We start from the raw sequence: 22,395 nt of genomic DNA on the forward strand, positions 1-22,395 counted from the left end.
GAGCAAGCCGGAGCCAGTCTCCGGCTTTTTCACGTTCCGCCGCCCGGGGCCTGGCCGGTAATCCTTACACGGCTTGCGCGTTTCTGGCCGGGCGCGGCATAGTCCGGCGCAGGGCTACCAGAATGTGGCCGCATAGCCCACCAGAATCAGCGCGAGGGCGATCAGGAATATCGGGTGCGTCCACGTATAGCGGCGGTTTCCACGCAGTTTCTGCATCTTTTCTTCGCGGTCCTGCACGTCGCCTTGCTGCATGGGTGTCCTCCTCGAAGTCCGGGGCCCGATGGGCCGACAAGGTGGGGGGTGTGCAGGATGCGTGCCATGCGGCCTGCCGGCCGTGTTGGCCACGATGCCAGACATCGGCCCCCAGGCTTGGCACAATGGCAAGCTTCGCCCGCGCCGTCGCCCACTGGCGATGGCTCGCGCGCCCCCGCACAGGAGAGATGACTGCATGACGGTGCCCGATATGTCCGCCTCGCCAGATCCGTCCGCTTCGCCCGACTCGCCCGACTCGCCCGATTCATCCGGCAAGCCCGCTCGTCCGCCCGCCGTCGGCCTCGGCAGCGCGGCGCGCGACCTCTATCGTGCGCTCTGGCGCCATGCGCATGGCGTGCGGGGCCAGATGCTTGGTGCGGCCGGGCTGTTGTCGGCGGCGCAGTTGCTGCGGCTGACCATGCCCTGGCTGGCCGCGCAGGCGATCAACGCGCTGCAGCAGGGCCAGATGGAGGTGGCCGGCCGCTGGATTGTCTACCTGATCGGCATCTACCTGTTGTCGTGGCTCTTGCACGGCCCGGGCCGGGTGCTGGAGCGCAATGTGGGGGTGAGGGTACGCGAACGGCTGTCCGACCAACTTTACGCGCGCATTGCGTCGGCGCCGCTGGCGTGGCGCGATGGCCGGCACTCGGGCGAACTGCAGCACCGCGTGGTGCAGTCCAGCCGCGCGCTATCGGACTTCGCGCAGAACCAGTTCGGCTACTTGCAGAGCGCGTTCAATTTCGTGGGGCCGATTGTCGCGCTGGCGCTGCTGTCGCGCACCAGCGGCGTGATCGCGGTCACCGGCTACGTGGTCATCGCGCTGATCATCCTGCGATTCGACCGCACGCTGATGCAGCTGGCTCGTGCAGAGAACGACGCTGAGCGCCGCTATGCCGCCGCGCTGCTCGATTTTGTCGGCAATGCCGGCACCGTGATCGGGCTGCGGCTCCAGGCCGCGTCACGCAAGCTGCTCGGCCATCGCATGGCGGCAGTGATGGCGCCGCTGCGGCGCGCGGTGGTGGTCAACGAAGGCAAATGGTTTGCCGTCGATCTGCTTGGCATGGGGCTGACCTGGGTCCTGGTGGTGGTGTATGTGCTACAGGCGCGGCAGCCGGGCCAGGCCGTGCTGTTGGGCACGGTCTTCATGATCTACCAGTATGCGCAGCAGGCCGCCACCGTGGTGGGCGCAATGGCCTCCAACTTCCAGAGCTTCGCGCGCATGCATACGGACTACGGCAGCGCCGAGCCGATCTGGGCGACGCCGGGCGACCCGGACGCGGCGGTGCCCGCCGTGATACCCGACGCCCCGTGGCAGACGCTGGAACTGCGCGGCGCCACGTGGCGCTACCCCGACGATGCGCGCGGCGGGCTGCACGGTATCGACCTGAAGCTGCGGCGCGGTGCGCGCGTTGCGTTGGTCGGGCCCAGCGGCGGCGGCAAGAGCACGCTGCTACGCGCGCTGGCGGGTCTCTATCGCCCGCAGCACGGCGAACTGCGCCGCGACGGCATGGCCGAGGACTGGATCGAACTGCGCGCGCTGGCCACGCTGATTCCGCAGGAGGCGGAGGTGTTCGAGGCCAGCGTGGAAGAAAACCTGACCTTCGGCGAGCCCGCCGATGCGGCGGCGCTGCAGGCCGCCGTGCATACGGGCGTGTTCGATGAGGTGCTGCAGCGCCTGCCCGACGGGCTGGCCAGTCCGCTCAGCGAGCGCGGGGCCAATCTGTCCGGCGGCCAGCGGCAACGGTTGGCCTTGGCGCGCGGCGCACTGGCCGCGCAGGGCAGTTCGCTGTTGCTGCTCGACGAGCCGACCAGTGCGCTGGACCCGCAGGCCGAAGGCCGCGTGTTCGACCGCATGTTCGCGGCGTTCCCGTCTGCCTGCATCGTCGCCTCGGTGCATCGGCCGAGCCTGCTGGCCCGGTTCGACACCATTGTCGTGGTGGAAGCCGGCCGTGTGGTGGACGCCGGACCTCGCGACGAGGTGCTGGCACGGCGCGGCGACTGAGCGTGCGGCGCCGGCCGCCAGTGGCGGCCGGCACGGTGCCATTACATCAGCGAGTCGGTCGAGTAGGCGACGCCATCGCGCCCGGGGTCCGCGCCGCCGCGCAGCGTGGTGCCGTCGATATGCACCGCATGGACCCATCCGATCGTGTAGTTGTACGGATTGCGGATCACCTCGTAGCCCTGCTGTTCGAGCTGCCGGCAGACTGCGCGCGGAATGCGGTTGCAGACGTCGATGGCATTGCTGGTCGACGAGAAGCGCGGCGCAGACACGGCGTCCTGGATCGGCATGCCGTGGTCCACCGCGTTCAGGATGACCTGCAGCACGCCCATGGCGATCTGCGTGCCGCCCGGTGCGCCGAGCACGATTTCCGGCCGGTTGTCGCGGAACACGATGGTAGGGCACGACGACGTGAAACGGCGCTTGCCCGGTGCGATGCTGCCCGCGCGGCCGGGCCGGGGGTCGAACACGCCCATGCACCCGTTATACATGAAGCCCAGGCCCGGCGTGATGGCGCCCGACGGCATGGCCAGCGAATGGGTCAGCGACACGCAGTTGCCGTCGCCATCCACCACCGACAGGTGCGTGGTATCGCGCGGCACCGCGTGTCCCGGGTTCACGCGCGTGACGGACACCTTCTCGTGCGCACGCACGGCGGCGGCGGTCTGCGCGGCGCGCTCGGCGGACAGCAGGCGTTCCAGCGGAATGTCGACGAAGGCCGGGTCGCCCAGATACATGTCCTTGTCCACGGTGGCCTGCTTCATGACTTCGCAGACGATGCGCAGGTATTCGGGCGAGTTGTGCGGCATCGCGCCCAGGTCGAACTGCTCCAGTGCGTGCAGCATTTCCAGCAGCATCGCGCCGCCGCCGGGGGGCTGGTTGGTGGCGATGACCCGGTCGCGATAGCGGCCGAACAGCGGCTTCTGGCGGATCACGCGGTAGCCGGCCAGGTCCTGGCGGCTCAGCAGGCCGCCGTTGGCCTGCATGTCGGCGACGATGGCATCGGCGATCGACCCCCGGTAGAAGGCATCGGCGCCATCGCGGGCAATCACGCCAAGCACATCGGCCATGTCGGCGTTGACGATGGGCGCGCCGATGGGCCGGGGCCAGCCGTCTTCGCGGCAGTAGACGCGGCGGCCCGATTCGCTGAAGGCCAGCCGCTCGCGGTTGCTGGCGCGACCCAGCGTGGCTTCATCCATCCAGAACGCATGCATGCCGGGGCGCACGAAATAGCCGTCGCGTGCCCAGGCGATGGCCGGTGCCACCACTTCGCGCCACGGCAGGCGGCCGTGGGCGGCGTGCATCGCCTCCAGGCCGCGCAGCGTGCCGGGCGTGGCAATCGACTGATAGCCGATGTCGTTGAGCCGGTCCTTGATGAAGAAGCCGAAGCCGTCGCGTGCCTCGCCTTCGAGCAGGTCGGCCCACATGTCGGGGCGCGCGCTGGCCGGGGCGGTGGCGTGGAAGTCGAAATACTCGTGTGCGCCGGCATCGCGCATGTAGACCGCGCCGGTGCCGAAGCCCGCGATGCCGCACATCAGCGGATCGACCACGGTCTGCGCCAGCGCGCAGGCCACGGCGGCGTCCACCGCGTTGCCGCCGGCCTTCAGGATCTCGACGCCCGACTCGGCCGCTTCCGGCTGCGGGCAGACCACCATTCCAGGATTTGTCATGGGATGGTCCTCACCGGGATTGGAAGTCGACGGAACCGAGCGCTTCCTGCACCTTGGCGGTGTCGCGCACGGTCATCTGCATCAGCATGCCGGACGGGCCCGGCATGGGCACCACCTGCATGGTCTTGAGCTTGTCTAGCGTGCCCTTGTCGGCCAGGAAGACCTGCGAGGCAGCGTGCAGGCGTTTCACGACATCAGGCGACGTGCCGGCCTTGGCGGCCACGCCCATCCAGCCCAGGTCGTCCAGCCCGGACAGGCCAAGCTCGGAGGCGGTGGGCACGTCCGGCAGGTCGGGCAGCCGCTTTGGCGCGAACAGCACCAGCGGCACCAGCTTGCCGGCGCGAATCTGCGGCATGGCCGTGCTCAGCACCGGCGCCATCACCTGGGTCTGGCCGCCAACGGTGGCCACCACGCCATCGGGCTCGCCCTTGTACGGCACGTGCGTCATGCGGATGTTCTGGTTCTTCTGGAACAGCTCCACCACCAGGTGGGTGGAATTGCCGTTGCCCGACGACGCGAAATTGATCTTGCCCGGTTTGGCGCGGGCGGCCGCGACCAGGTCGGCCAGCGAGTGGAAGCCGGTTTGCGGATTGGCCACCAGCACGAACGGCACCGTGGTCAGCACCGACACGGGGGTGAAGTCGGTTTCGGGCTTGTACGACAGCGGGGCATAGGCGAACTTGTTCAGCACCATCTGCGAGACGCCGGCCAGGAACAGCGTGCATCCATCGGCAGGTTGGGACAGCACGTACTTGGCCGCGATCACGCCACCGGCGCCGGCCTTGTTTTCCACGAGCACGGTGGTGCCCAGTTCCTTCGAGGCCCTCTCGGCCCACATGCGCGCGAGCGTATCGGTGCTGCCGCCGGCCTGCTGCGACACCACCAGCTTGATCGGCCGCGTGTTCCCCGCTTCGCCGCAGGCCCAGCCCGTTGCCGATGCACCCACTGCGAGCATCCCGGCCAGCAGTTTCCCCATGATGGAGATTTTTCTCATGTCGTGTCCTTCTTGATCAGTGGTTCCATGGATTGTTCCGCGGCCGCAGAAGCGTCAATATTGGCGCGGGATGCGCGGAACGGCCAATGAAATGTTCCGAACCTTGTATGAGTATTTATTCATGTTTCAGTCGCCGGACACCGTGGCGTGGGCGCGCCGGTTGCGGATGCGTCACCTGGAATCGTTCCTGGTGCTCCATGAGGCGGGGACGCTGACGCTGGCCGCCCAGCGGCTGCATATGACCCAGTCGGCCATGTCGCACTGGCTTGGCGAGATGGAGGATCTGGTCGGCACGAAGCTGGTGCTGCGCGGCAAGCGGATGAAGCTGACTGCCGCTGGCGAGGCCGTGCGCAAGCTGGCGCTACGCGTGCTGGGCGAGGTGGGCCGGACCAACGCGGAACTGCTGTCGCTGGCCAAGGGCGACGTGGCGCGCCTGCACATCGGCAGCGTGACGGCCGGTATCGCCCATCTGATTCCGCGCGCGGTGCTGGCCTTCCAGGCGCGCCACGCCGATGTGTCGTTCCAGGTGACCGAAGGCGTGTTCAACGCGCTGCTGAGCGGGCTCGAGGAGCGCGAGTACGACCTGGTGGTGGGCTCGATCGACGCGCGCGCCTATGGGCAGCATCTGGAGCACGAGGTGCTGTTCGCCGACGACATCGCCATCGTGGTGGGACCTGGCCATCCGCTGGCCGCGGCGCGCAGCGTAAGCTGGACCGACGTGTTCGGCTACCCGTGGCTGATGCCGCCACGCGACACGCTGATGCGGGTGCGGCTGGAAAACACCTTGCTGGAACGCGGCGGCGCCGGCATCAAGCCAAAGATCGAAACCGGGTCGATCGTGGTGCTGGAATCGGTGGTGCGCGGCAGCGACCATGTCGGCGTCTGCTCCGCGGCGATGGCGGCCCATCTGCAGAGCCGCGGCCTTGTCGCTATTCTGCCGCTGGCCGATGTGGGATCGTTCGGGCCGGTGGGCGCAGTGTGGCGCCGGGGCGGTGCCGACGAGATGCTGCTCGACTTCGTGTCACTGCTTCGCAGCGAGGCCCGGTTGCTGGGCCGATAATGCGTCGGCGCTGGCGCCTCTCAGGTTGCCCAGGGGGTTGACGCCTTTCCAGGTGCCCGTGGCGATGGCATCCAGGATGAGCTGCAGCAGCGCATCTTCCACCGTCTTGCACGCCAGGCCAAGCCGCGCGGCGCCCGCCACGCACAGGAACACGCGGCGCACCAGCGACGAATCGGAGATCGGCACGCACGCGAACGCATGCGGCGGTTCGGTGGCCAGCGCGCTCCAGGGCAGGATGGTCCACCCCATGCCGGCGCTGACCGCCGACAACAGCACCGACACCGCGCTGGTTTCGGCCACGAGCTTCAGTTCGAGCCCGGCGGCGACGAACGCGCGGTCCGTCAGCACCCGCACCGAATTGGGAAAGCTCGGCAGCAGCAGCGGCAGCGCGGCCATCTCGGCCAGCGTCAGCGCCGTGTCGCGCTGCGCCGAGGCAGGCCCAACGGCCATCAGGTCTTCGTCCAGCAACGGCACGAGATGCATGTTCGGACGCTGCTGGGCGTCCATGGCGATGCACAGGTCGAGCTTTTGCGCCGTGACGAGTTCGGCCAGGTCGGCACTGCTGCCTTCCACGATCTCGACGGTCACGTCCGGCACGTTGCGGGTGACGAACTGCAGCAGCGGTACGGCCAGCACGCGCGACGTGCTGGTGGGCAGGCCTACCCTGACGTGGCCTGACGGCACATCGCGGCCATGGCGTACGGCCGCATGCGCTTCCTCCATCTGGCGCAGCACCATCTTGGCGTGCCGGTACAGGATCTGGCCGGTCTCGGTGGGCCGGGCGCCAAACGGCCCGCGCACCAGCAGCCTGGCGCCCAGTTCGGACTCCAGGTTGACCACGTGCTGGCTCAGCGACGGCTGGGCAATATGCAGCGCATCGGCCGCGGCGGTAATGCTCTCGAGTTCGACGATGCGCGCGAAATAGCGAAGCTGCCGGAAATCCATGACTGCGGAAAGCTGGGGACGGATGCCCACTCTAGCACTTCACGTGCCCGGGCAGGCATCGTCCCGCCGTCAACGGCCGCTTGCCTGCGCCGCCACGGGCACGTCGATATGGCAGCCGCCGCTACCCAGACCCAGGGTCAGCCGCGGCGGTCGGCCGTGGGGCACTTGCGGAAAGTGGCCACGGTCGGCACCCGCGATGGACACGCGCAGACGGCTGCCGGCGGCCAGCGTCCATGCCACCGGCAGCAGCGCGAAGTCCAGCGCGACGGGTGCGCCCGGCGTCAGCCGTTCGGCGTCTGCCAGGCGGTGCGCGCGGTAGGGCCAGCTGGTGCGGTACTCGGGCGGGCACGGCTCGGTCTTGCGGTGCGACGCACGCAGCATGCCCTCGGTGATATAGCGCACCGTGCCATCGGCTTCCACTTCCGACAGATAGACGAATACCGCCGCGTCGGGCTGCGACGAGGACACCCGCAGATGGGCCACGACGTGGCCCGCAATCGCCATCGGCGATGGCAGTGGCGCCGAGTCGAAATGGGGCAGCGCTGCCTCATGCTCGCCCCAGTCCGCGTAGTAGTCCTCGATATTGGCGGCGCCCAGCCGCTCGTAGCGCGTCTGGCGGCCGGTGGTCCAGTCGAAGCGCACCTGCGTCGTGGTCGCAGCGGACCCGGCCTGTGGTGTGGTCGACAGCGCGCCGTCGTCGGTCAGGTACAGCCGGGTGCTGGCCGGGGCGGGCGGCCAGACGTCGGCCGGCTGCCAGTGGTCGTCATGGATGCTGTGGTAATGCACGCGGGCTTCGCGTTCCAGGCCGGTGGGCAGGCCAAGCAGGTGATGGTCGAAGAAGCGCAGCACTTCGCCCAGCAAGGGGAAATCCGATGCGGCGCGTTCGCGCCACGGCGACACGTTGGTGCGCGCACCGTGGTCCCACGGACCCAGCAGCAGGCGGCTGTCGTGGGACGGCAGCGAGAGGAAGCGCGTGATGGCGCCATTGGCATAGCCGCCGCCGTCGTACCAGCCCGAGATCGAATACACGGCGACGTCAGGCGCGATGCCGTCCAGATAGCGGTAAGGGCTGCAACTGCCGGAATCGAGCGATGGGTCGTGGAAGGCCGCGCCATCGCGGTAGGCGAACTCGGGCGCCAGGTCGGCCAGCGTGAAGTTGTTGCGGTGCTCGGCGACGGCGGCCGCCACCAGTGCGCCTTCGGTGTCCTCGTCGGTACGCTCGGGGCCCTCGAAGGTGGGATCGTTGAAGTAGGGGAAGCCAGCGACCAGGTCGCGACGGTCCTGGTCGAGCGCGAGCATCAGTTCGTCATAGGCTTCCACCCACACCTTGGACAGCATGCCGCCGGGGTACAGCTGTTCGCTGTAGATGTCGGACACCGAGAACAGCGGCGCAATGGCCTTCACTGCGGGATGGCCGGTGCTGGCCAGGAAGCAGGCCGCCGCGCCCAGGTACGAGATGCCGGTGGAGCCGATTTTGCCGTTCGACCATGGCTGGCTGGCGATCCATTCGGCCACTTCGTAGTAGTCGTCGCGCTCGGTGGGCGACCGCAGCGCATCGCGCGTGCCGAAGCTGGCGCCGGTGCCGCGTACATCGACCACGACCACCGCGTAGCCCTTGGGCACGAAGGCATCGCGGTACTTGGCGCCATTCGGGCTCGGCTCGGCACCCGCGCGGGAAAGCCTGAAACGTCGGTAGTACGGCGTGAAGATCACCACGGTGGGGAAGGCTTGCGGCGCGGCGGTGCCGGGCAACGGCTGCGGCAGGTAGACGTCGGCGGCCAGGCGGCAGCCGTCGCGCATGGGCAGATAGCAGGATGCTGGCCGGGCCGGTACGGAGAAGGTGGACGGACGGCTTGCCAGATAGGCGGACGGCGGCGTCAGCCACGCGTTGCCACGGGTATCGATGTCGGACATGACGGGTGTACTTGTGCAGAAGGGCCTGGAGAACGGCCCCATGGTACGGAGCCGTCGCGGGGTTGCGGAAAGACGAAATTCCGATCCGGTCATAGGTCGGCCCTATGACCGGCCGCGTTGCCACGGCCCGATCCGCGGAAAAACCTGCGTGCCGCGCACAAGGCCGGTGCGCGCCGCGCCGATGCTGCGTTGCAATGGTGCGCATGGACCCCATGGCTGGGCAGGCGCCTCAGGGTTTCCCCTGGGCATAGCTCCGGCCTATGTTGGCATCGACAATCCGTATTGGTCTCGGATCGCGCAGATCCCTACCATCGTCATGAAAATTTCGTGACTGGCTTCGATTCAATTGGAGAGTATTGATGTACCGACGTTTGATGGCTTGCGCGTTCATCGCCTCGGCGGTGCTGTGCCATGGCGCTGTACAGGCGCAGGATGCGTATCCGGGCCGGCCGATCCGGATGATCGTGCCGCAGTCGGCGGGTTCCGGCGGCGACGTGGTGGCGAGGCTGCTCAGTGACCGGCTGTCGCAAGACCTGGGGCAATCCATCGTCGTGGACAACCGTCCCGGCGCGAACGGCATCGTGGCAACGAGCACCGTGGCCAAGGCGGCACCGGACGGCTACACGGTACTGCTGACGGGCGTATCGCAGATCAGCTTCAACCCGCACCTGTACGCGTCGCTGCCGTACAACCCGCAGAAGGACTACACGTTCATCGCGCCCGTGGTCGATACGCCGTTCGTGATCGTGGCCAGCAAGGCCAGCGGCATCACGTCGATGCAGAGCTTCATCGACAAGGCCAAGCACAAGCCGGGCGGCCTGACGTTCAGCAGCGCAGGCGTGGGCAATTCGACGCACCTGGCCATGGAGGTGGTGGCGGACAAGCTGGGCCTCAAAATGACTCACGTGGCCTACAAGGGCTCCGGCCCGGCGCTGACTGGCGTGGTGACGGGCGAGGTGGACGCGATGGTGAGCGTGCTGGGTGCCGCGTTGCCGCAGGTAACCGGCGGTACGGTGGTGCCGGTGGCCATTGTCGGGCCGCAGCGCGTGAAAGAACTGCCCAACGTGCCGACGCTCAAGGAGTCCGGCATCGACGTGCCGCTGATGCCTAGCTGGTACGCGCTGGTGGGCCCGGCGGGTCTGGATCCGAAGATCGTGGCGCGGCTCAACGGCGCCGTGCAGGCGGCGCTGGCCGACCCGCAGATCAAGGCCAGGCTGGCATCGCTCTACCTGTTCCCGGTGGTGGGCAGTGCCGATGCCATCAAGCAGCGTGCGTCGTCGGAGTCGAAGGTCTGGGGCGACTTCATCCGCAAGCGCGGTATCCAGGCGTCGTGATGGCGGCCTGCTGGCAAGCGGCAGGACGGCCAGTTCATCAGGACAGGATCATGATGATCACCATCCCCCAGATGGTCAGCAGCGTGTTGCCTACCGCGTACGTCACGGTGTAGCCGAGGCCAGGCACCTGGCTCTTGGCCGCTTCGCACACCATCCCCAGCGCCGCCGTGGTGGTTCGCGCACCGGCGCAGATGCCCAGGATCAGGGCCGGGTGAAAGCGGAACACGAATTTTGCCAGGAACATGCCGATGATCAGCGGCACGGCGGTGGCAAAGATGCCCCATAGGAACAGGCTCACGCCGAGCTTCTGCAGCCCGGCGATAAAGCCCGGCCCGGCCGAGATGCCGACCACGGCGATAAAGACGTTCAGGCCGACCGAGTTCATGAACCAGAGCGTCGGCTCGGGAATGCGTCCGAACGTGGGATGGATGGCGCGGAACCAGCCGAAGATGATGCCGGCGATCAGCGAACCGCCCGCCGTGGAAATCGTCAATGGAATGCCGGCCACGTGGATCACGATGGCACCGATCAGCGCGCCGACCGTGATGGCCAGCGAGACGAAGGCGACGTCGGTGACGGTGGTGGGGCGATCCACATAGCCCAGCTGCTTGGCGGTGGCGTTGATGTCCTGCGTGCGGCCCACCAGCGTGATCACGTCCCCGCGATACAGCTGGGTCTTGGGCAGCACCGGAATCACGGTCTCGGTCGGGCCGCGCTTGATCTTCTTGAGGAACACCCCGCGCGCGCCGGGCCAGCGCGCCAGTTCCTGCAGCGGCTTGCCGTCGACTTCCTTGTTGGTGATGTAGATGTCGACGCCTTCAGTGTGGATGTTGAGCAGTTCCGCATCCTCCACCTCACGGCCGCTGGGGCCCAGCCGCGCAATCAGCTGGTCGCGCTTGCCGCCAATGGCCACCACGTCGCCCCCTTCGATCAGCGTGTGCTGGTCTACCTCGATGATCTTGCCGCCGCGCCGGATGCGTTCGATGAAGGCGCGCACACCGTCGCGCGTGCCGGCTTCGAGATCGCCCACGGACCGGCCGATGAACGGGCTGTCGGGGGCCACGGCGTAGGCGCGCACCTCGAACTCGTGCCATTCGGTGCCGGCGCCGCCGGCCGACCCGGCCCCCAGCATCTGCTCGTACTCCTTGCAGGCGGCCACCAGATCGATGCCCAGCAGCCTGGGCCCGATCTGGGCCAGGATGATGGCCGATCCCACGGTGCCGAAGATGTACGTGACCGCATAGGCAATCGGCATGCCGTCCAGCAGCATCTTGGTTTCTTCCGGCGGGCGCCCGAGCCGGTTGATGGCGTCGGTGGCAAGGCCCATCGACGCCGAGATGGTTTGCGATCCGGCGAACAGCCCCGCCGCCGAGCCCAGGTCGTACCCGGCGACCATGGCGGCCACCACGGATGCACCGAGCGACAGCACCGCCAGGATGGCCGCGAAGATCGCCTGCGGCACGCCATCCTTGGCGATGCCGCGCACGAATTGCGGACCCACCCCGTAGCCCACCGCGAACAGGAACATCAGGAAGAAGACCGATTTCACGTTCGCGGAGATCTTGACGCCGAGGATGCCGATGACGATGGCGACCAGCAGCGTCGATGTCACGGCCCCAAGGCTGAACCCCTTGAAGCTCTTGCCGCCCACCCAGTAGCCAATACCGAGCGCCAGGAAGATGGCGATCTCCGGATAGGCCTTGAGCGTATCAACGAACCACGTCATGGTGATGCCTCCTTGTCGGACCTCGGCGTTTGCGGCGAGACTGGATGGGCGTGGCGACCGCGCCTACCTCTTCTTCGAGCCGTTCTCCTTGCCGCCGCCGTTCTCGCGATAGCGCTCCAGATACTCATCGCGCAGCTTGCGCACCGAGCGGCCAATCTTGACGTAGTCCTCTTCGTTGAGGTTCGCCAGCGACACGCGGCCGGACGGATGCCGGGTGCCAAAGCCGCCGCCGGGCAGCAGCACCACGCCGGCCTCCTCGGCCAGCCTGAACAGCAGTTCGTGCGGCTGGATCGACTCGAGCAGCCACTTGACGAACTCGGGCCCCACCTCGCGGCTCATCTGTTCGACGTCGAGCAGGGTGTAGTAGTCCACGACGTTCTCGTCCACCTCGCCCAGCGGCGTACCCATGCCCCGGTACAGCGCGGCCTTGCGGCTCCGGATCAGTCGTTTCATGGCCTTCTTGTAGCTTTCGTCGGTGTCCATGAGCGAGAACAGCGAGAACAGCACCATCTGCACCTGCTGGGGTGTGGAGAGGCCCGCCGTGTGATTGAGCGCGACGGTGCGGCTGTCGGCCACGATGCGGTCGATGAACTGCAGCTTCTCGGGTTCGGTGGTGATGGACGCGTAGCGCTTGTTCAGGCCGGCGCGCTCGTCCTTGGGCAGGTCGGCCAGCTTTTCGTCGAACAGGTTCGACTTGTGCGTGGCAATCACGCCCAGACGCCATCCCGTGGCCCCGAAATACTTCGAGTACGAATAGACCAGGATGGTGTTGCGCGGGCACATGGCGAACAGCGACACGAAGTTGTCGGCGAACGTGCCATAGACATCGTCGGTCAGGATGATCAGGTCCGGACGCTCCTTGACGATCTCGGCGATGTATTGCAGGCTCTCGTCGCTGACCTTGACCGATGGCGGATTGCTGGGGTTGACGAGGAAGAATGCCTTGACCTTCGGGTCACGCAGCTTGTCGAGTTCCTTTTTCGGGTATTGCCAGCCATCGGCCGGATCGGCGTCGATCGACAATTCGGTCAGGTGGTATTCGGCCAGTTCCGGAATTTCGATATAGGGCGTGAAGATCGGCATGCCCAGCGCAATCGTGTCGCCGGCCTTGAGCAGGTGATTGACGCGCATCGAATTGAACAGATAGGTCATGGCGGCCGTTCCGCCTTCGACGGCATAAAGATCGAAATCCCCCAGGAACGGGTGCTTGCCGATCATTTCCCGGCGAATGTATTGCTTGACGATCTTTTCCGACAACCTGAGCATGCGGTCGGGCACCGGGTAGTTGCAGGCCAGGATGCCTTCGCACATCTCGTACAGGAAATCGCCGCCGTCCAGCCCGAGCTGGTCGCGTACATAGGACACGGCGCCGGCCAGGAAACGCACGCCCGGCACGTCGCGATGCTCGCGGGCAAAGAGGTCGAAGCGTTCCTCGATGCCGGCGCGGCGCGGAAAGCCGCCCACGCCTTCGGTCAGATACGAGAACGACCGCTCGGATTCGCGCATGGCGAACAGGCCCAGCTGCCAGAAGCCATGGCGCGGCACGGTAGCCAGGAAGTTGGGATTGCCGCGCCCGGCATTGAGCATGAGCCGGTTGGACACACTGCCGGCTAATTTGATCAGTTCGTCCTTCAGCTCGAATGGCGAAAGGCTGGCCAGCTTGGAGGTATCCCGCTTGCTCATCATGTATCTCCGGTTTTGATCCAATGTTGCAGCGCGAAAGCGGCCACTCGGGCACGCTCCATTTCGCGGGCTGCGTGACGAATGGGCACCCTGGTGAATCGGCAAAGTCAATTCCCGGTGCCACACACTATTCCCAGATACACAACGTAGTCTGCCCAGCGTTGGTGCTCAATTGGGCCAAAGGGCTACTGGAAGGGATTTACGCGGCATTTGAGGGTCCGGATTAGGCCAAGGTCCAATGGAAAAACGGGCGCCGGCTGCCAAATTCCTTGAATGACGGCATGCGGGCCGTGCTGTGGCCGCTGGAGCAACGCCAGGGCGATGTCAGGAAGATTCACGGGTTCGACGCGGCACGCCGGCTGGAACGGACCCGGCCCGAGGCGCTGCAGGCATTGCGCAAGCCGTGACCTGCTGCGCAACGATTTTTCATGTCCGATGAGGCAACTGTGATGGCCACTGTGATGCGTAATGGAAACTGTCAGGCGAAAGGGCGGGGCAGTCGCCATGCGAAGGCCTGCGTGCTGGCATGGCTGGCGCTGGTGGTGGCGTTGCCTGCCGCGCCAGCGTCGGCCACCGAGCAGGCCCAGCAACGGCGCCAGGGCCGCGACGTACGACAGGACACGCGTCAGGGGGCGCGCGAGACCAAGCAGGATTGCCGTGCGGCCGACCAGAAGAGCAATTCGGCATGCCGGCAGGACAAGCGGCAGACCAAGCAGGGGGGCCGGGAGACGGCGCGGGATATCAAGTACTAGGCGTCTCACTGATTGGGGGGGCGGGAGCCGCCAGCCCCGGACCATCAGGCGCGCTTCAGCACATCGATCCGGTTCCGATAGGCGCGCTGCAGGCAGGCCTTGTCGCTGCAGCGGTTGCGCTCGTCGCGCAGCCACGTTCGCTGGTCGTCCCGGACGCGCGTCTTGTTGGCCGCGGCCGCAAGCTTGCGGCCATACAGGTCGGCCAGTTCCTTGTCAGCCCGCGCAAGATCGGTATCGCCGCATACCAGTTGGGATGCCATCGAGGTCAGCCGGCTGCAGTCGAAACTGCGCGTAAGGGCCGCGTGGGTGTCGTTCCGCTTTTCGATGGGGCCCGGCTTGCAGAGCCCTTGCAGCGACCGGCAGACGACATTGCGGCCAACCCAGGCCATCTCGTGCGCGCCGTGGTCTGCCACGAAGCGGTTGATGGCGGCATGGGTGACACCTCGCTGCATGGCGTTTGCCGCGACGATCTCGTTACACAGGGAGTCCGACAGCAGGGCGGCGCCCTGGCGCTTGTAGCAGCTGTGGAACCCCAGCATTCCGGAACCCAGGATGCTGCGGCGCTCTCCGGACGCAAAAACGATCGACGCACAGGCCGACGCACACCGGGCACCGTCCGGCACCGCGGTGTAGACGCGCACCTTGTCCATCGCGTCCACCAGCCGGAAGGCTGCCTCCACGTTGCCGCCGGGGCTGTCCAGGATCAGCGTGACCAGGCCTTCGTCGTCACGGTCGGCGATGCGGGCCACGGCCCGGAACTTGTCGGCGTCACCGTCCTCGATGCGACCCTGGCCAACGATCATCCGCCGGTTCAGTTCGGGCTGGTGGTAGATACGGAATTCCATGGCCGGGGCGTTGGCGGAAAACAGGCCGCCCAGCAGCAGCAATCCCCGCAAGGCGTGCAGGAATGGCGCAAGCCCGGCTGGTCCGGCATGACTCTCGGCAGATCGCATCGCGCGCCTCGCTTTTCTCGCAAATATGCAAAAATGTCACGGATCAACCGATACATCGTGTCGCCCGGGGCACACATCAGAGAAGTGGGCGTCTTCAAATTCTTTCGCAAGGCCAGACGCGCGCCGGCTGAAGCCAGGCCGGCGCCGATGGCCGCACCGCCTGCGCTGTATGTTCAGGATACAACCAGTTCCTACGAGCGCGTCTTCAATCGCGTGATGGAGAGCGTGGTCGGCATCTCCCATGCCGACGCCGCCGAGATTCTTGCCATCGTCAAGCGCAGCGGGTCAGACGGCCTGAACATGGCCGGCTATTTCGAGCAGGTCTATTCGGGGTATTTCAGGGGCCGGGACTGGACCTGGACCGAGTACGACGACTGGGCGGCCATTTTCGCCGAGATGGGCGCGTTCCCATCGCACTGGACCGACATCGACCAGCCGCAGAAGCCGAAGACCCGCACCGAGGAACTGCTTGGCCAGCGTCTGCCGGATATCCGGGCGTTCCTCGATGCCCAGGGCGTCGCGTACTCGCCGCGCACCGGCAAGGTGCAACTGGTTGCGCTCGCCGAGCACACGGCTGGTCTCGAAGACTCCGCGCTGTGGCAGGCGGTGCTGGCAAGGCGCCGCCACGATGCGGCACTGGCGGCCGAGCGCCGGCCCCGGCTGCTCTATGACCTGCTGATGCGAACGATCGCCTACCGGGCCAAAAGCGAGCGCGATGTGGAACGCGCCAAGGCTGCGGGCGTCAAACGGTTCGACCTGATGCTTGCGATCGAGGCCGACCGGCCGTTCGTGGAGGTGGCGCGCAAGAGGAGCCCCTCGGCGGTGCCGCCTTTCTATCCCAACGACTTCACGTTGTTGCGGCCGATCATCGAGAACCCCGAATCCGGCGCCCGGTAGCCGGGGCACATCGATGCCACGGCCGGGCGGCAGACTCGCCGTGCCGCGCGGGCCGGGTCATGCCTGTCAGGAAAACGTTCGCGATGCGATGCCAGCATGGCAGTTACAATTCGTGAACGCCCCTTTGCCGCTTGACCTCCCGGACGCCCCTGCCCATGGATCACAACCTGACCCTCATCACCACGCTCGCCGCAGGCTTTGGTATCGCGCTTGTGCTCGGATTCCTCGCGGAGCGCATGAAGATACCGGCGCTGGTTGGCTATCTCGTGTCGGGCATCATCATTGGTCCGGGCACGCCCGGCTTTGTCGCGGATGTCCACCTGGCCGCCCAGCTTTCCGAGATCGGCGTGATGCTGCTGATGTTCGGCGTGGGCCTGCATTTTTCGTTGAGCGACCTGCTGGCCGTCAAGCGGATCGCCATACCCGGCGCCGTGGTACAGATGGGGATTGCCACGCTGCTGGGCATGGCCATCGGATGGGGCTGGGGCTGGCATTGGGGCACCGGGCTGATCTTCGGGCTGTCGCTGTCGTGCGCCAGTACGGTGGTCCTGCTCAAGGCGCTGGAAAGCCGGGGGGTGCTGGAAACCATGAATGGCCGCATCGCGGTCGGCTGGCTGGTGGTCGAGGATCTGGCAACGGTGCTGGTGCTGGTGTTGCTGCCGCCGCTGGCGGGGCTGCTGGGCGGGACGGTGAACGCCGACGCGCAGGCCTCGCAGGCGATCGGCATGACGGTGTTCCAGACGCTGCTGCAAGTGGTGGCCTTTATCGCGCTGATGCTGATCGCGGGGCGTCGGGTGTTGCCATGGCTGCTGTGGCAGGTGGCCAAGACCGGCTCGCGCGAGCTGTTCACGCTGGCGGTGGTGGCCGTGGCGATCGGCATCGCGTTCGGTGCGGCCGAGATCTTCAGCGTGTCGTTCGCGCTTGGCGCATTCTTTGCCGGCATGGTGATGCGCGAATCGCAGTTCAGTCACCGCGCGGCCGAAGAATCGCTGCCGCTGCGCGATGCGTTCTCGGTGCTGTTCTTCGTTTCGGTCGGCATGCTGTTCAAGCCCGAGATCCTGGTGGAGCAGCCGCTGCACGTGCTGGCCGTGGTGGCCGTCATCGTGGTGGGCAAGTCGCTGGCCGCGTTCGCGCTGGTGCTGGCGTTCCGCTACCCGCTCAATACGGCGCTGACGGTGTCGGCCAGCCTGGCCCAGATTGGCGAATTCTCGTTCATCCTGGCGGGGCTTGGTGTGACGCTCGGCCTGCTGCCGGAAGAAGGCATGAGCCTGATCCTGGCAGGCGCGCTGATCTCCATCGCCCTGAATCCGCTGCTGTTTGCGGCGCTGGAGCCCGTGCGGCGCTGGATTCTGGCGCGTTCGGCGATGGCCCGCAACCTGGAGCAGCGTGGCGACCCGTATGCCGAACTGCCGGTCACGACCGAACGCAAGTATCTGCAGGGCCAGGTGGTGCTGGTGGGCTACGGCCGCGTGGGTCGCCGGATTGCCAAGGCGATGCAGGAGCGCGGCATCCCGTTCGTGATCGCCGACGAAAACCGCGAGCTGGTGGAGAACCTGCGCAAGGCCGGTTTTGCGGCGGTGTCGGGCAATGCGGCCGAGCCGGCCGTGCTGATCCAGGCGCATATCGCCCATGCAGCCATGCTGGTGGTAGCCGTGCCGGAACCGTTGTACGTGCGGCAGATGGTGGAGACCGCCCGCACGCTCAATCCGCATGTCGAGGTGGTGCTGCGCACCCACAGCGAGGACGAGTCGAAGCTGCTGCGCAAGGAAGGGCTGGGCACCGTGTTCTACGGCGAGGAAGAACTGGCCAAGGGCATGTCCGGCCATGTGCTCGGGCGTTTCGTGCCCGAGAGCGTGAATGGTGCCAGCGCCGTGGCCCTGTAGCAGGCAGGCGGCCACGCCCTTAGAGGTAGCGTTCCGCCTCGTCGAGCAGGGCGCGGGGCGACACCATGTCGCCACGTGCGAACCTGACCAGCGTGAACGCGCGCACCAGCGGCGGATCGCCCGGCACGTGGGCGGTCAGCAGGTCGAGGTCACCGGCCGGCGTCGTGCTGTCCGGCGCCAGCAGCACATTCGTCGCGCTCAGGCGCAGCGGCCGATGCGCGATGGAAAACCCGGCTGGCGCGTCGGCAAGCGTTTCGTTCAGGCATTCGAGCTGCCGCTCCAGCGTGCCCGGTGTCGCGCTCAGCTGGGAGAGTGCCTGTTCGTTGCTGGCGATCTGTTCGCGCAGCGACGCGGCCTCGGCGGCGCTGACCGGCGCATCGCCGCCCACCACCGACCGCATGCCTGTGCCCTGGCGCTCGAACAGATGCAGGCGCGCCAGCAGCAAGGTCTGCTCGCGATCGAGTTCGTCGCGCCGCGACTTGCCCGCGGTGAACCGGGCCACTGACTCCAGAGCCAACTGGTCGAACATCCGGCGCACGATCTCGTCGCGCAAGGCCGCGTCCGAATCGGCGATGATCGTGATCCGGTGCTCGTTGAAGCTGATGTTGGTCTGCGGCACGTCGGATCGCATCACATCGCCTTCCAGCGCCACCCCCAGAGTGCGTCGCTCGGTCATGGTCATGCCAAGCACTGCGGTGGCCGTCTGCGTAGTCGGGGATGTGCCGAAAAATTCCCGCAGTTCGGGCGAGCGGCTGAACGTCAGCGCCACATCGTGCGGCGTGCCGAAGAAGGCGTGGATATAGGGATCGATGCCCCATGCATGGTCGCTGGCTTCGCGCGGTGCGGGAACGTCGTGCACCAGCGTGCGCACGTGCGTCAGCGCCTGGGCCAGGGCCGGCCGCAACTGCCGCTCATAGTGCGATACCAGCCGCAGGCGGGGATTGAGCCGGGTGACACGCTCCGCGAGTTCGGCAATCGCGTGCTTGTCGTGTTCGTCCGCGTGCGTGGTTCGCTCGCGCATCCATCCGATCAGACCCATCGTTCCGCTCCCGGCCAGTGTCCGCGTCCAGAGGGCGGAGAGCATCCGCCACGGTCGCTGCTACTGGATTGTAGGCAATAGCCCGGCTGGCGACTTACTGGCTGGCTTGCGTCCCCGTCACCCGGTGCGGGGCCGGCAGGCAGCCCAGCAGCACGTCGAACGCCGGGCCGATATGTTCCTCTGGCACGCAGGCGTAGCCAAGCAGCAGGCCCTTCTGGACCGCCTGCCCCAGGTAGTAGCGCGACAGCGGACGGACGATGATGCCGCGCTCGCGCGCCGTGGCGGCGATGGCCACGTCGTCGGCGTCGTCGGGCAGCCGCAGGACCAGGTGCAGCCCCGCGTTGCTGCCCTGGCGGTTCAGCGCGGCGGGGCCCAGGTAACGCTCGATCAGGTCGGCCAGCATCGCACGGCGCCGGGCGTAGAGCGGGCGCATGCGGCGGATGTGGGCGGCATAGTCGCCAGCCTGCATGAACTCCGCCACCGTGGCCTGCGTCATGAGGTGGCCGGCGCGGTACAGGTCGGCGTGCGCCGTCTGGAACGATGCGGCCAGCGCGCGTGGCAATACCAGGTAGCCCATGCGCAGCCCCGGATACAACGTCTTGCTGAAGGTGCCGATGTAGATCACTGGGGCATCTGGCTCCATCCCCTGCAGTGACGGGATGGGCTGCCCCGAGAAGCGGAATTCGCTGTCGTAGTCGTCCTCGACGATCCAGCTGCCGTGCTGGCGCGCGAACTCCAGCAGCGCGCGACGGCGCTTCAGGCTCATGACCGCGCCCATCGGGTACTGGTGGGACGGTGTCACGAAGACAAAGCGGGGCGGGGGCGCGTCGGCCGTCGTATCGGGGTCGGGCAGCGTCAGCCCGTCGTCGTCCACGGGCATTGGCACCATGCCGATGTCGCACACCTGCAGCACGCTGCGAATGCCCCAGTAGCCGGGTTCTTCCACCCAGGCCTGGTCGCCTGGCGACCCCAGCAGGCGCACCACGAGATCGATGGCCTGGTGGATGCCCTCGGTAATCAGCACCTGTCCGGCGTCGCAGCGCACCGAGCGCGCCACGCGCAGATGCGTTGCCACGGCTTCGCGCAAGGCCGGCAATCCCCCGCCGTGGCTGTAGCTGAGCCATTCCGGCTGGGGATTGCGCCACAGCCGTGCGGAAATCTGCGCATAGCGCCGGTGCGGAAACCTGCGCAGATCCGGCACGCCGGGCATGAACGCCCCCCACTGCGTGGGCGATGCGGAGGCATTTTCGATCAGCCGCCGGCCCCGGGCGGAGAGCCCCGGCATTTCGCGCGGTCCCGCTTCGGCCACTGTGGCGGCCGTGGCGTTCAGGTAGCTCTCGGGCGCCGTATCGGCCACAAACGTGCCGCTGCCCGTGCGGGCCCGCAAATAGCCCTCGGCCAGCAGCTGCTCGTACGCATACATCACCGTGTTGCGCGACAGGCCCAGCTCTGCCGCCAGGTCGCGCTGCGGGGGCAACCGGGTGGCCGGCGCCAGGCTGCCATCAAGGATGGCGCCGCGGATGCACGCATACAGGCCCCGGTTCAGGGGCTTGCCAAAGGCCGCCAGGCCATCGGGCCCCAGCCGCTGGAGCAGCAGGTCACCGCAGATCGATTTCAATTGGCACCATTGAATTTATGAAAGTGGCGCTGGATTGTAGGGCCAAATGTGATTGAAATGTGCGGAATCGCTGCGCAGTGCTGGACGGACATCCGGCGCGGCCGCTGCCGGCGCCGACCTGCCCCCTTCGCATTCCGACCATGAAAAACATCGAACTGAATCAACGCCGCAGCCTTGCCACGCCCCGCGGCGTGGGCGTGATGTGCGACTTCTATGCAGAGCGCGCCGAGAACGCGACGCTGTGGGACGTCGAAGGCCGCGCCTATACGGACTTCGCCGCCGGCATTGCCGTGCTGAACACGGGGCACCGGCATCCGCGCGTGATGCAGGCCGTGGCCGCCCAGCTGGAGCGTTTCACCCATACCGCATACCAGGTCGTGCCGTATCAGAGCTACGTGTCGCTGGCCGAGCGCATCAACGCGCTGGTGCCGATCACGGGCCTCAACAAGACCGCGCTGTTCACGACCGGCGCGGAAGCGGTGGAAAACGCGATCAAGATCGCGCGTGCCCATACGGGCCGCCCGGGCGTCATCGCATTCGCCGGCGGCTTCCACGGCCGCACGCTGCTGGGCATGGCGCTGACTGGCAAGGTGGTGCCGTACAAGGTGGGCTTCGGACCGTTCCCCTCGGACATCTATCACGCGCCGTTTCCCGGCGCGCTGAACGGCGTGAGCACGGAACAGGCGCTGCAGGCGCTGGACATGCTGTTCAAGACCGATATCGATCCGCAACGCGTGGCCGCCATCATCGTGGAGCCGGTGCAGGGCGAAGGCGGCTTCCAGCCGGCGCCTGCCGATTTCATGCGAGGCCTGCGCGCCGTCTGCGATCGCCACGGCATCGTGATGATCGCCGACGAGGTGCAGACCGGCTTTGGGCGTACCGGCAAGCTGTTTGCCATGTCGCACCACGACGTGCAACCGGATTTGATCACGATGGCCAAGAGCCTGGCCGGCGGCATGCCGCTGTCGGCCGTGTGTGGCCGCGCGCAGATCATGGACGCGCCGCTGCCTGGCGGGCTCGGTGGCACGTATGCAGGCAATCCGCTGGCCGTGGCCGCCGCCCACGCCGTGATCGACACCATCGCCGACGAGCAGCTGTGCGAGCGCGCCGCGCAACTGGGCGCGCAACTGCAGGTCCATCTCGAAGCCTTGCGTGCGCAGTGCCCGGCGATGGCCGAGGTGCGCGGCCTGGGTTCGATGATCGCTGCCGAGTTCGTCGATCCGGCCACCGGCGCGCCCAGCGCGGAGCATGCGAAGCGCGTGCAGACGCGTGCGATGGAAGCGGGCCTGATCCTGCTGACCTGCGGCACCTACGGCAACGTCATCCGCTTCCTGTATCCGCTGACGATTCCGCAGGCGCAGTTCGACGCGGCGCTGGCCGTGCTGGCCAGGGCGCTGGTCGACTGAAGCCACTGGCGCAGGCCACCGGGCGTGGGCCTGCGGCAAGACGCGGCAAGCACCATCCAGAGCGAGCGCCGGGCACACCAATAGTGCCTTGGCACCAGGGAGACAACACCAGCCTGCGGGCGCACCGGCAAGGCTGACCAAACCGGTGCGCCAGATACGCAAACTTCATCGATCTGAAGGGGGCGGACGGGGCTCGTGCCGACGACGCGGCGATGCCAGTGGCACGCAAATTGCGGACGGAATGGTGGCATCCGGCGTGTTCGCGCGGAT

General features: G+C 67.1%; 18 protein-coding genes. 8 read left to right on the plus strand and 10 right to left on the minus strand.

Features of this window, described 5'->3' with window-relative positions:
- Window positions 1-114 precede the first annotated feature (114 nt).
- A complete protein-coding gene (locus AC3G88_RS10340; protein ID WP_153949331.1) occupies window positions 115-252 on the minus strand; it encodes a hypothetical protein in 138 nt (45 codons plus the stop codon).
- Between the two features lie 196 nt (window positions 253-448).
- On the opposite strand from AC3G88_RS10340, the gene AC3G88_RS10345 reads away from it, so the two are divergent.
- Window positions 449-2,254, plus strand: coding sequence for an ATP-binding cassette domain-containing protein (locus AC3G88_RS10345; protein WP_488772601.1), 1,806 nt, complete (start codon window positions 449-451; stop codon window positions 2,252-2,254).
- A gap of 41 nt (window positions 2,255-2,295) precedes the next feature.
- On the opposite strand, the gene ggt is transcribed toward AC3G88_RS10345, so the two are convergent.
- Entirely contained in the window at window positions 2,296-3,921 is a 1,626-nt protein-coding gene (gene ggt, locus AC3G88_RS10350; protein WP_488772600.1) for a gamma-glutamyltransferase, read from the minus strand.
- A 10-nt stretch (window positions 3,922-3,931) separates the two neighbouring features.
- Window positions 3,932-4,915: a Bug family tripartite tricarboxylate transporter substrate binding protein gene (locus AC3G88_RS10355; RefSeq protein WP_488772599.1), complete on the minus strand. Its 984-nt coding sequence runs from the start codon at window positions 4,913-4,915 to the stop codon at window positions 3,932-3,934.
- Window positions 4,916-5,036: 121 nt separating this feature from the next.
- Between AC3G88_RS10355 and AC3G88_RS10360 the strand changes: the two genes are divergently transcribed.
- Window positions 5,037-5,975, plus strand: coding sequence for a LysR family transcriptional regulator (locus tag AC3G88_RS10360; RefSeq protein ID WP_488772598.1), 939 nt, complete (start codon window positions 5,037-5,039; stop codon window positions 5,973-5,975).
- On the opposite strand, the gene AC3G88_RS10365 is transcribed toward AC3G88_RS10360, so the two are convergent.
- Both AC3G88_RS10365 and AC3G88_RS10370 read right to left on the minus strand, forming a co-directional pair.
- Window positions 5,937-6,950, minus strand: coding sequence for a LysR substrate-binding domain-containing protein (locus AC3G88_RS10365; protein ID WP_488893377.1), 1,014 nt, complete (start codon window positions 6,948-6,950; stop codon window positions 5,937-5,939). The genes AC3G88_RS10360 and AC3G88_RS10365 overlap by 39 nt on opposite strands.
- Window positions 6,951-6,989: 39 nt before the next feature.
- Window positions 6,990-8,834 carry a CocE/NonD family hydrolase gene (locus AC3G88_RS10370; protein ID WP_488893378.1) on the minus strand — a complete coding sequence of 615 codons (1,845 nt, stop codon included), beginning with the start codon at window positions 8,832-8,834 and terminating at the stop codon, window positions 6,990-6,992.
- 359 nt (window positions 8,835-9,193) lie between these two features.
- On the opposite strand from AC3G88_RS10370, the gene AC3G88_RS10375 reads away from it, so the two are divergent.
- Window positions 9,194-10,168 (plus strand): Bug family tripartite tricarboxylate transporter substrate binding protein, encoded by a 975-nt coding sequence (locus AC3G88_RS10375; RefSeq protein WP_488893379.1) that lies wholly within the window; start codon window positions 9,194-9,196, stop codon window positions 10,166-10,168.
- Window positions 10,169-10,205: 37 nt separating this feature from the next.
- Here the strand turns inward: AC3G88_RS10375 and aspT are convergent, their stop codons facing one another.
- Both aspT and AC3G88_RS10385 read right to left on the minus strand, forming a co-directional pair.
- On the minus strand, window positions 10,206-11,894 hold the full coding sequence (aspT, locus tag AC3G88_RS10380) for an aspartate-alanine antiporter (RefSeq protein WP_488772594.1): 1,689 nt from the start codon (window positions 11,892-11,894) through the stop codon (window positions 10,206-10,208).
- Between the two features lie 63 nt (window positions 11,895-11,957).
- Window positions 11,958-13,577, minus strand: a complete 1,620-nt coding sequence (locus AC3G88_RS10385) for a bifunctional aspartate transaminase/aspartate 4-decarboxylase (protein ID WP_488772830.1) — start codon at window positions 13,575-13,577, stop codon at window positions 11,958-11,960.
- A 281-nt stretch (window positions 13,578-13,858) separates the two neighbouring features.
- On the opposite strand from AC3G88_RS10385, the gene AC3G88_RS10390 reads away from it, so the two are divergent.
- Window positions 13,859-13,984 carry a hypothetical protein gene (locus AC3G88_RS10390; protein ID WP_488772593.1) on the plus strand — a complete coding sequence of 42 codons (126 nt, stop codon included), beginning with the start codon at window positions 13,859-13,861 and terminating at the stop codon, window positions 13,982-13,984.
- A gap of 111 nt (window positions 13,985-14,095) precedes the next feature.
- Window positions 14,096-14,329, plus strand: coding sequence for a hypothetical protein (locus tag AC3G88_RS10395; RefSeq protein WP_488772592.1), 234 nt, complete (start codon window positions 14,096-14,098; stop codon window positions 14,327-14,329).
- Between the two features lie 44 nt (window positions 14,330-14,373).
- Here the strand turns inward: AC3G88_RS10395 and AC3G88_RS10400 are convergent, their stop codons facing one another.
- Window positions 14,374-15,282 (minus strand): ATP-dependent Clp protease proteolytic subunit, encoded by a 909-nt coding sequence (locus AC3G88_RS10400; RefSeq protein WP_488772591.1) that lies wholly within the window; start codon window positions 15,280-15,282, stop codon window positions 14,374-14,376.
- A 33-nt stretch (window positions 15,283-15,315) separates the two neighbouring features.
- Here AC3G88_RS10400 and AC3G88_RS10405 point away from each other — a divergent pair, with 33 nt between their 5' ends.
- Window positions 15,316-16,179: a hypothetical protein gene (locus tag AC3G88_RS10405; protein ID WP_488772589.1), complete on the plus strand. Its 864-nt coding sequence runs from the start codon at window positions 15,316-15,318 to the stop codon at window positions 16,177-16,179.
- 155 nt (window positions 16,180-16,334) lie between these two features.
- Window positions 16,335-18,062, plus strand: a complete 1,728-nt coding sequence (locus tag AC3G88_RS10410; RefSeq protein WP_488772588.1) for a cation:proton antiporter domain-containing protein — start codon at window positions 16,335-16,337, stop codon at window positions 18,060-18,062.
- A gap of 19 nt (window positions 18,063-18,081) precedes the next feature.
- Here the strand turns inward: AC3G88_RS10410 and AC3G88_RS10415 are convergent, their stop codons facing one another.
- Both AC3G88_RS10415 and pdxR read right to left on the minus strand, forming a co-directional pair.
- Entirely contained in the window at window positions 18,082-19,101 is a 1,020-nt protein-coding gene (locus AC3G88_RS10415) for a hypothetical protein (protein ID WP_488893380.1), read from the minus strand.
- A 94-nt stretch (window positions 19,102-19,195) separates the two neighbouring features.
- Entirely contained in the window at window positions 19,196-20,719 is a 1,524-nt protein-coding gene (gene pdxR, locus AC3G88_RS10420; RefSeq protein ID WP_488772585.1) for a MocR-like pyridoxine biosynthesis transcription factor PdxR, read from the minus strand.
- 140 nt (window positions 20,720-20,859) lie between these two features.
- Here pdxR and AC3G88_RS10425 point away from each other — a divergent pair, with 140 nt between their 5' ends.
- A complete protein-coding gene (locus AC3G88_RS10425; RefSeq protein ID WP_488772583.1) occupies window positions 20,860-22,125 on the plus strand; it encodes a 4-aminobutyrate--2-oxoglutarate transaminase in 1,266 nt (421 codons plus the stop codon).
- Window positions 22,126-22,395: the final 270 nt, after the last annotated feature.

The sequence above is a fragment of the Cupriavidus sp. 86D6 genome, assembly GCF_057815095.1.

Excerpts from the sequence above, each read along its gene's own strand:
- AC3G88_RS10355 (WP_488772599.1), bottom strand. The coding sequence starts at position 4,915 with ATGAGAAAAATCTCCATCATGGGGAAACTGCTGGCCGGGATGCTCGCA.
- AC3G88_RS10390 (WP_488772593.1), top strand. The coding sequence starts at position 13,859 with ATGCGGGCCGTGCTGTGGCCGCTGGAGCAACGCCAGGGCGATGTCAGG.
- AC3G88_RS10345 (WP_488772601.1), top strand. The coding sequence starts at position 449 with ATGACGGTGCCCGATATGTCCGCCTCGCCAGATCCGTCCGCTTCGCCC.
- AC3G88_RS10405 (WP_488772589.1), top strand. The coding sequence starts at position 15,316 with ATGTCACGGATCAACCGATACATCGTGTCGCCCGGGGCACACATCAGA.
- AC3G88_RS10375 (WP_488893379.1), top strand. The coding sequence starts at position 9,194 with ATGTACCGACGTTTGATGGCTTGCGCGTTCATCGCCTCGGCGGTGCTG.
- AC3G88_RS10370 (WP_488893378.1), bottom strand. The coding sequence starts at position 8,834 with ATGTCCGACATCGATACCCGTGGCAACGCGTGGCTGACGCCGCCGTCC.
- AC3G88_RS10415 (WP_488893380.1), bottom strand. The coding sequence starts at position 19,101 with ATGGGTCTGATCGGATGGATGCGCGAGCGAACCACGCACGCGGACGAA.
- AC3G88_RS10425 (WP_488772583.1), top strand. The coding sequence starts at position 20,860 with ATGAAAAACATCGAACTGAATCAACGCCGCAGCCTTGCCACGCCCCGC.
- AC3G88_RS10340 (WP_153949331.1), bottom strand. The coding sequence starts at position 252 with ATGCAGCAAGGCGACGTGCAGGACCGCGAAGAAAAGATGCAGAAACTG.
- AC3G88_RS10400 (WP_488772591.1), bottom strand. The coding sequence starts at position 15,282 with ATGCGATCTGCCGAGAGTCATGCCGGACCAGCCGGGCTTGCGCCATTC.
- AC3G88_RS10385 (WP_488772830.1), bottom strand. The coding sequence starts at position 13,577 with ATGAGCAAGCGGGATACCTCCAAGCTGGCCAGCCTTTCGCCATTCGAG.
- AC3G88_RS10410 (WP_488772588.1), top strand. The coding sequence starts at position 16,335 with ATGGATCACAACCTGACCCTCATCACCACGCTCGCCGCAGGCTTTGGT.
- AC3G88_RS10360 (WP_488772598.1), top strand. The coding sequence starts at position 5,037 with ATGTTTCAGTCGCCGGACACCGTGGCGTGGGCGCGCCGGTTGCGGATG.
- aspT (WP_488772594.1), bottom strand. The coding sequence starts at position 11,894 with ATGACGTGGTTCGTTGATACGCTCAAGGCCTATCCGGAGATCGCCATC.
- ggt (WP_488772600.1), bottom strand. The coding sequence starts at position 3,921 with ATGACAAATCCTGGAATGGTGGTCTGCCCGCAGCCGGAAGCGGCCGAG.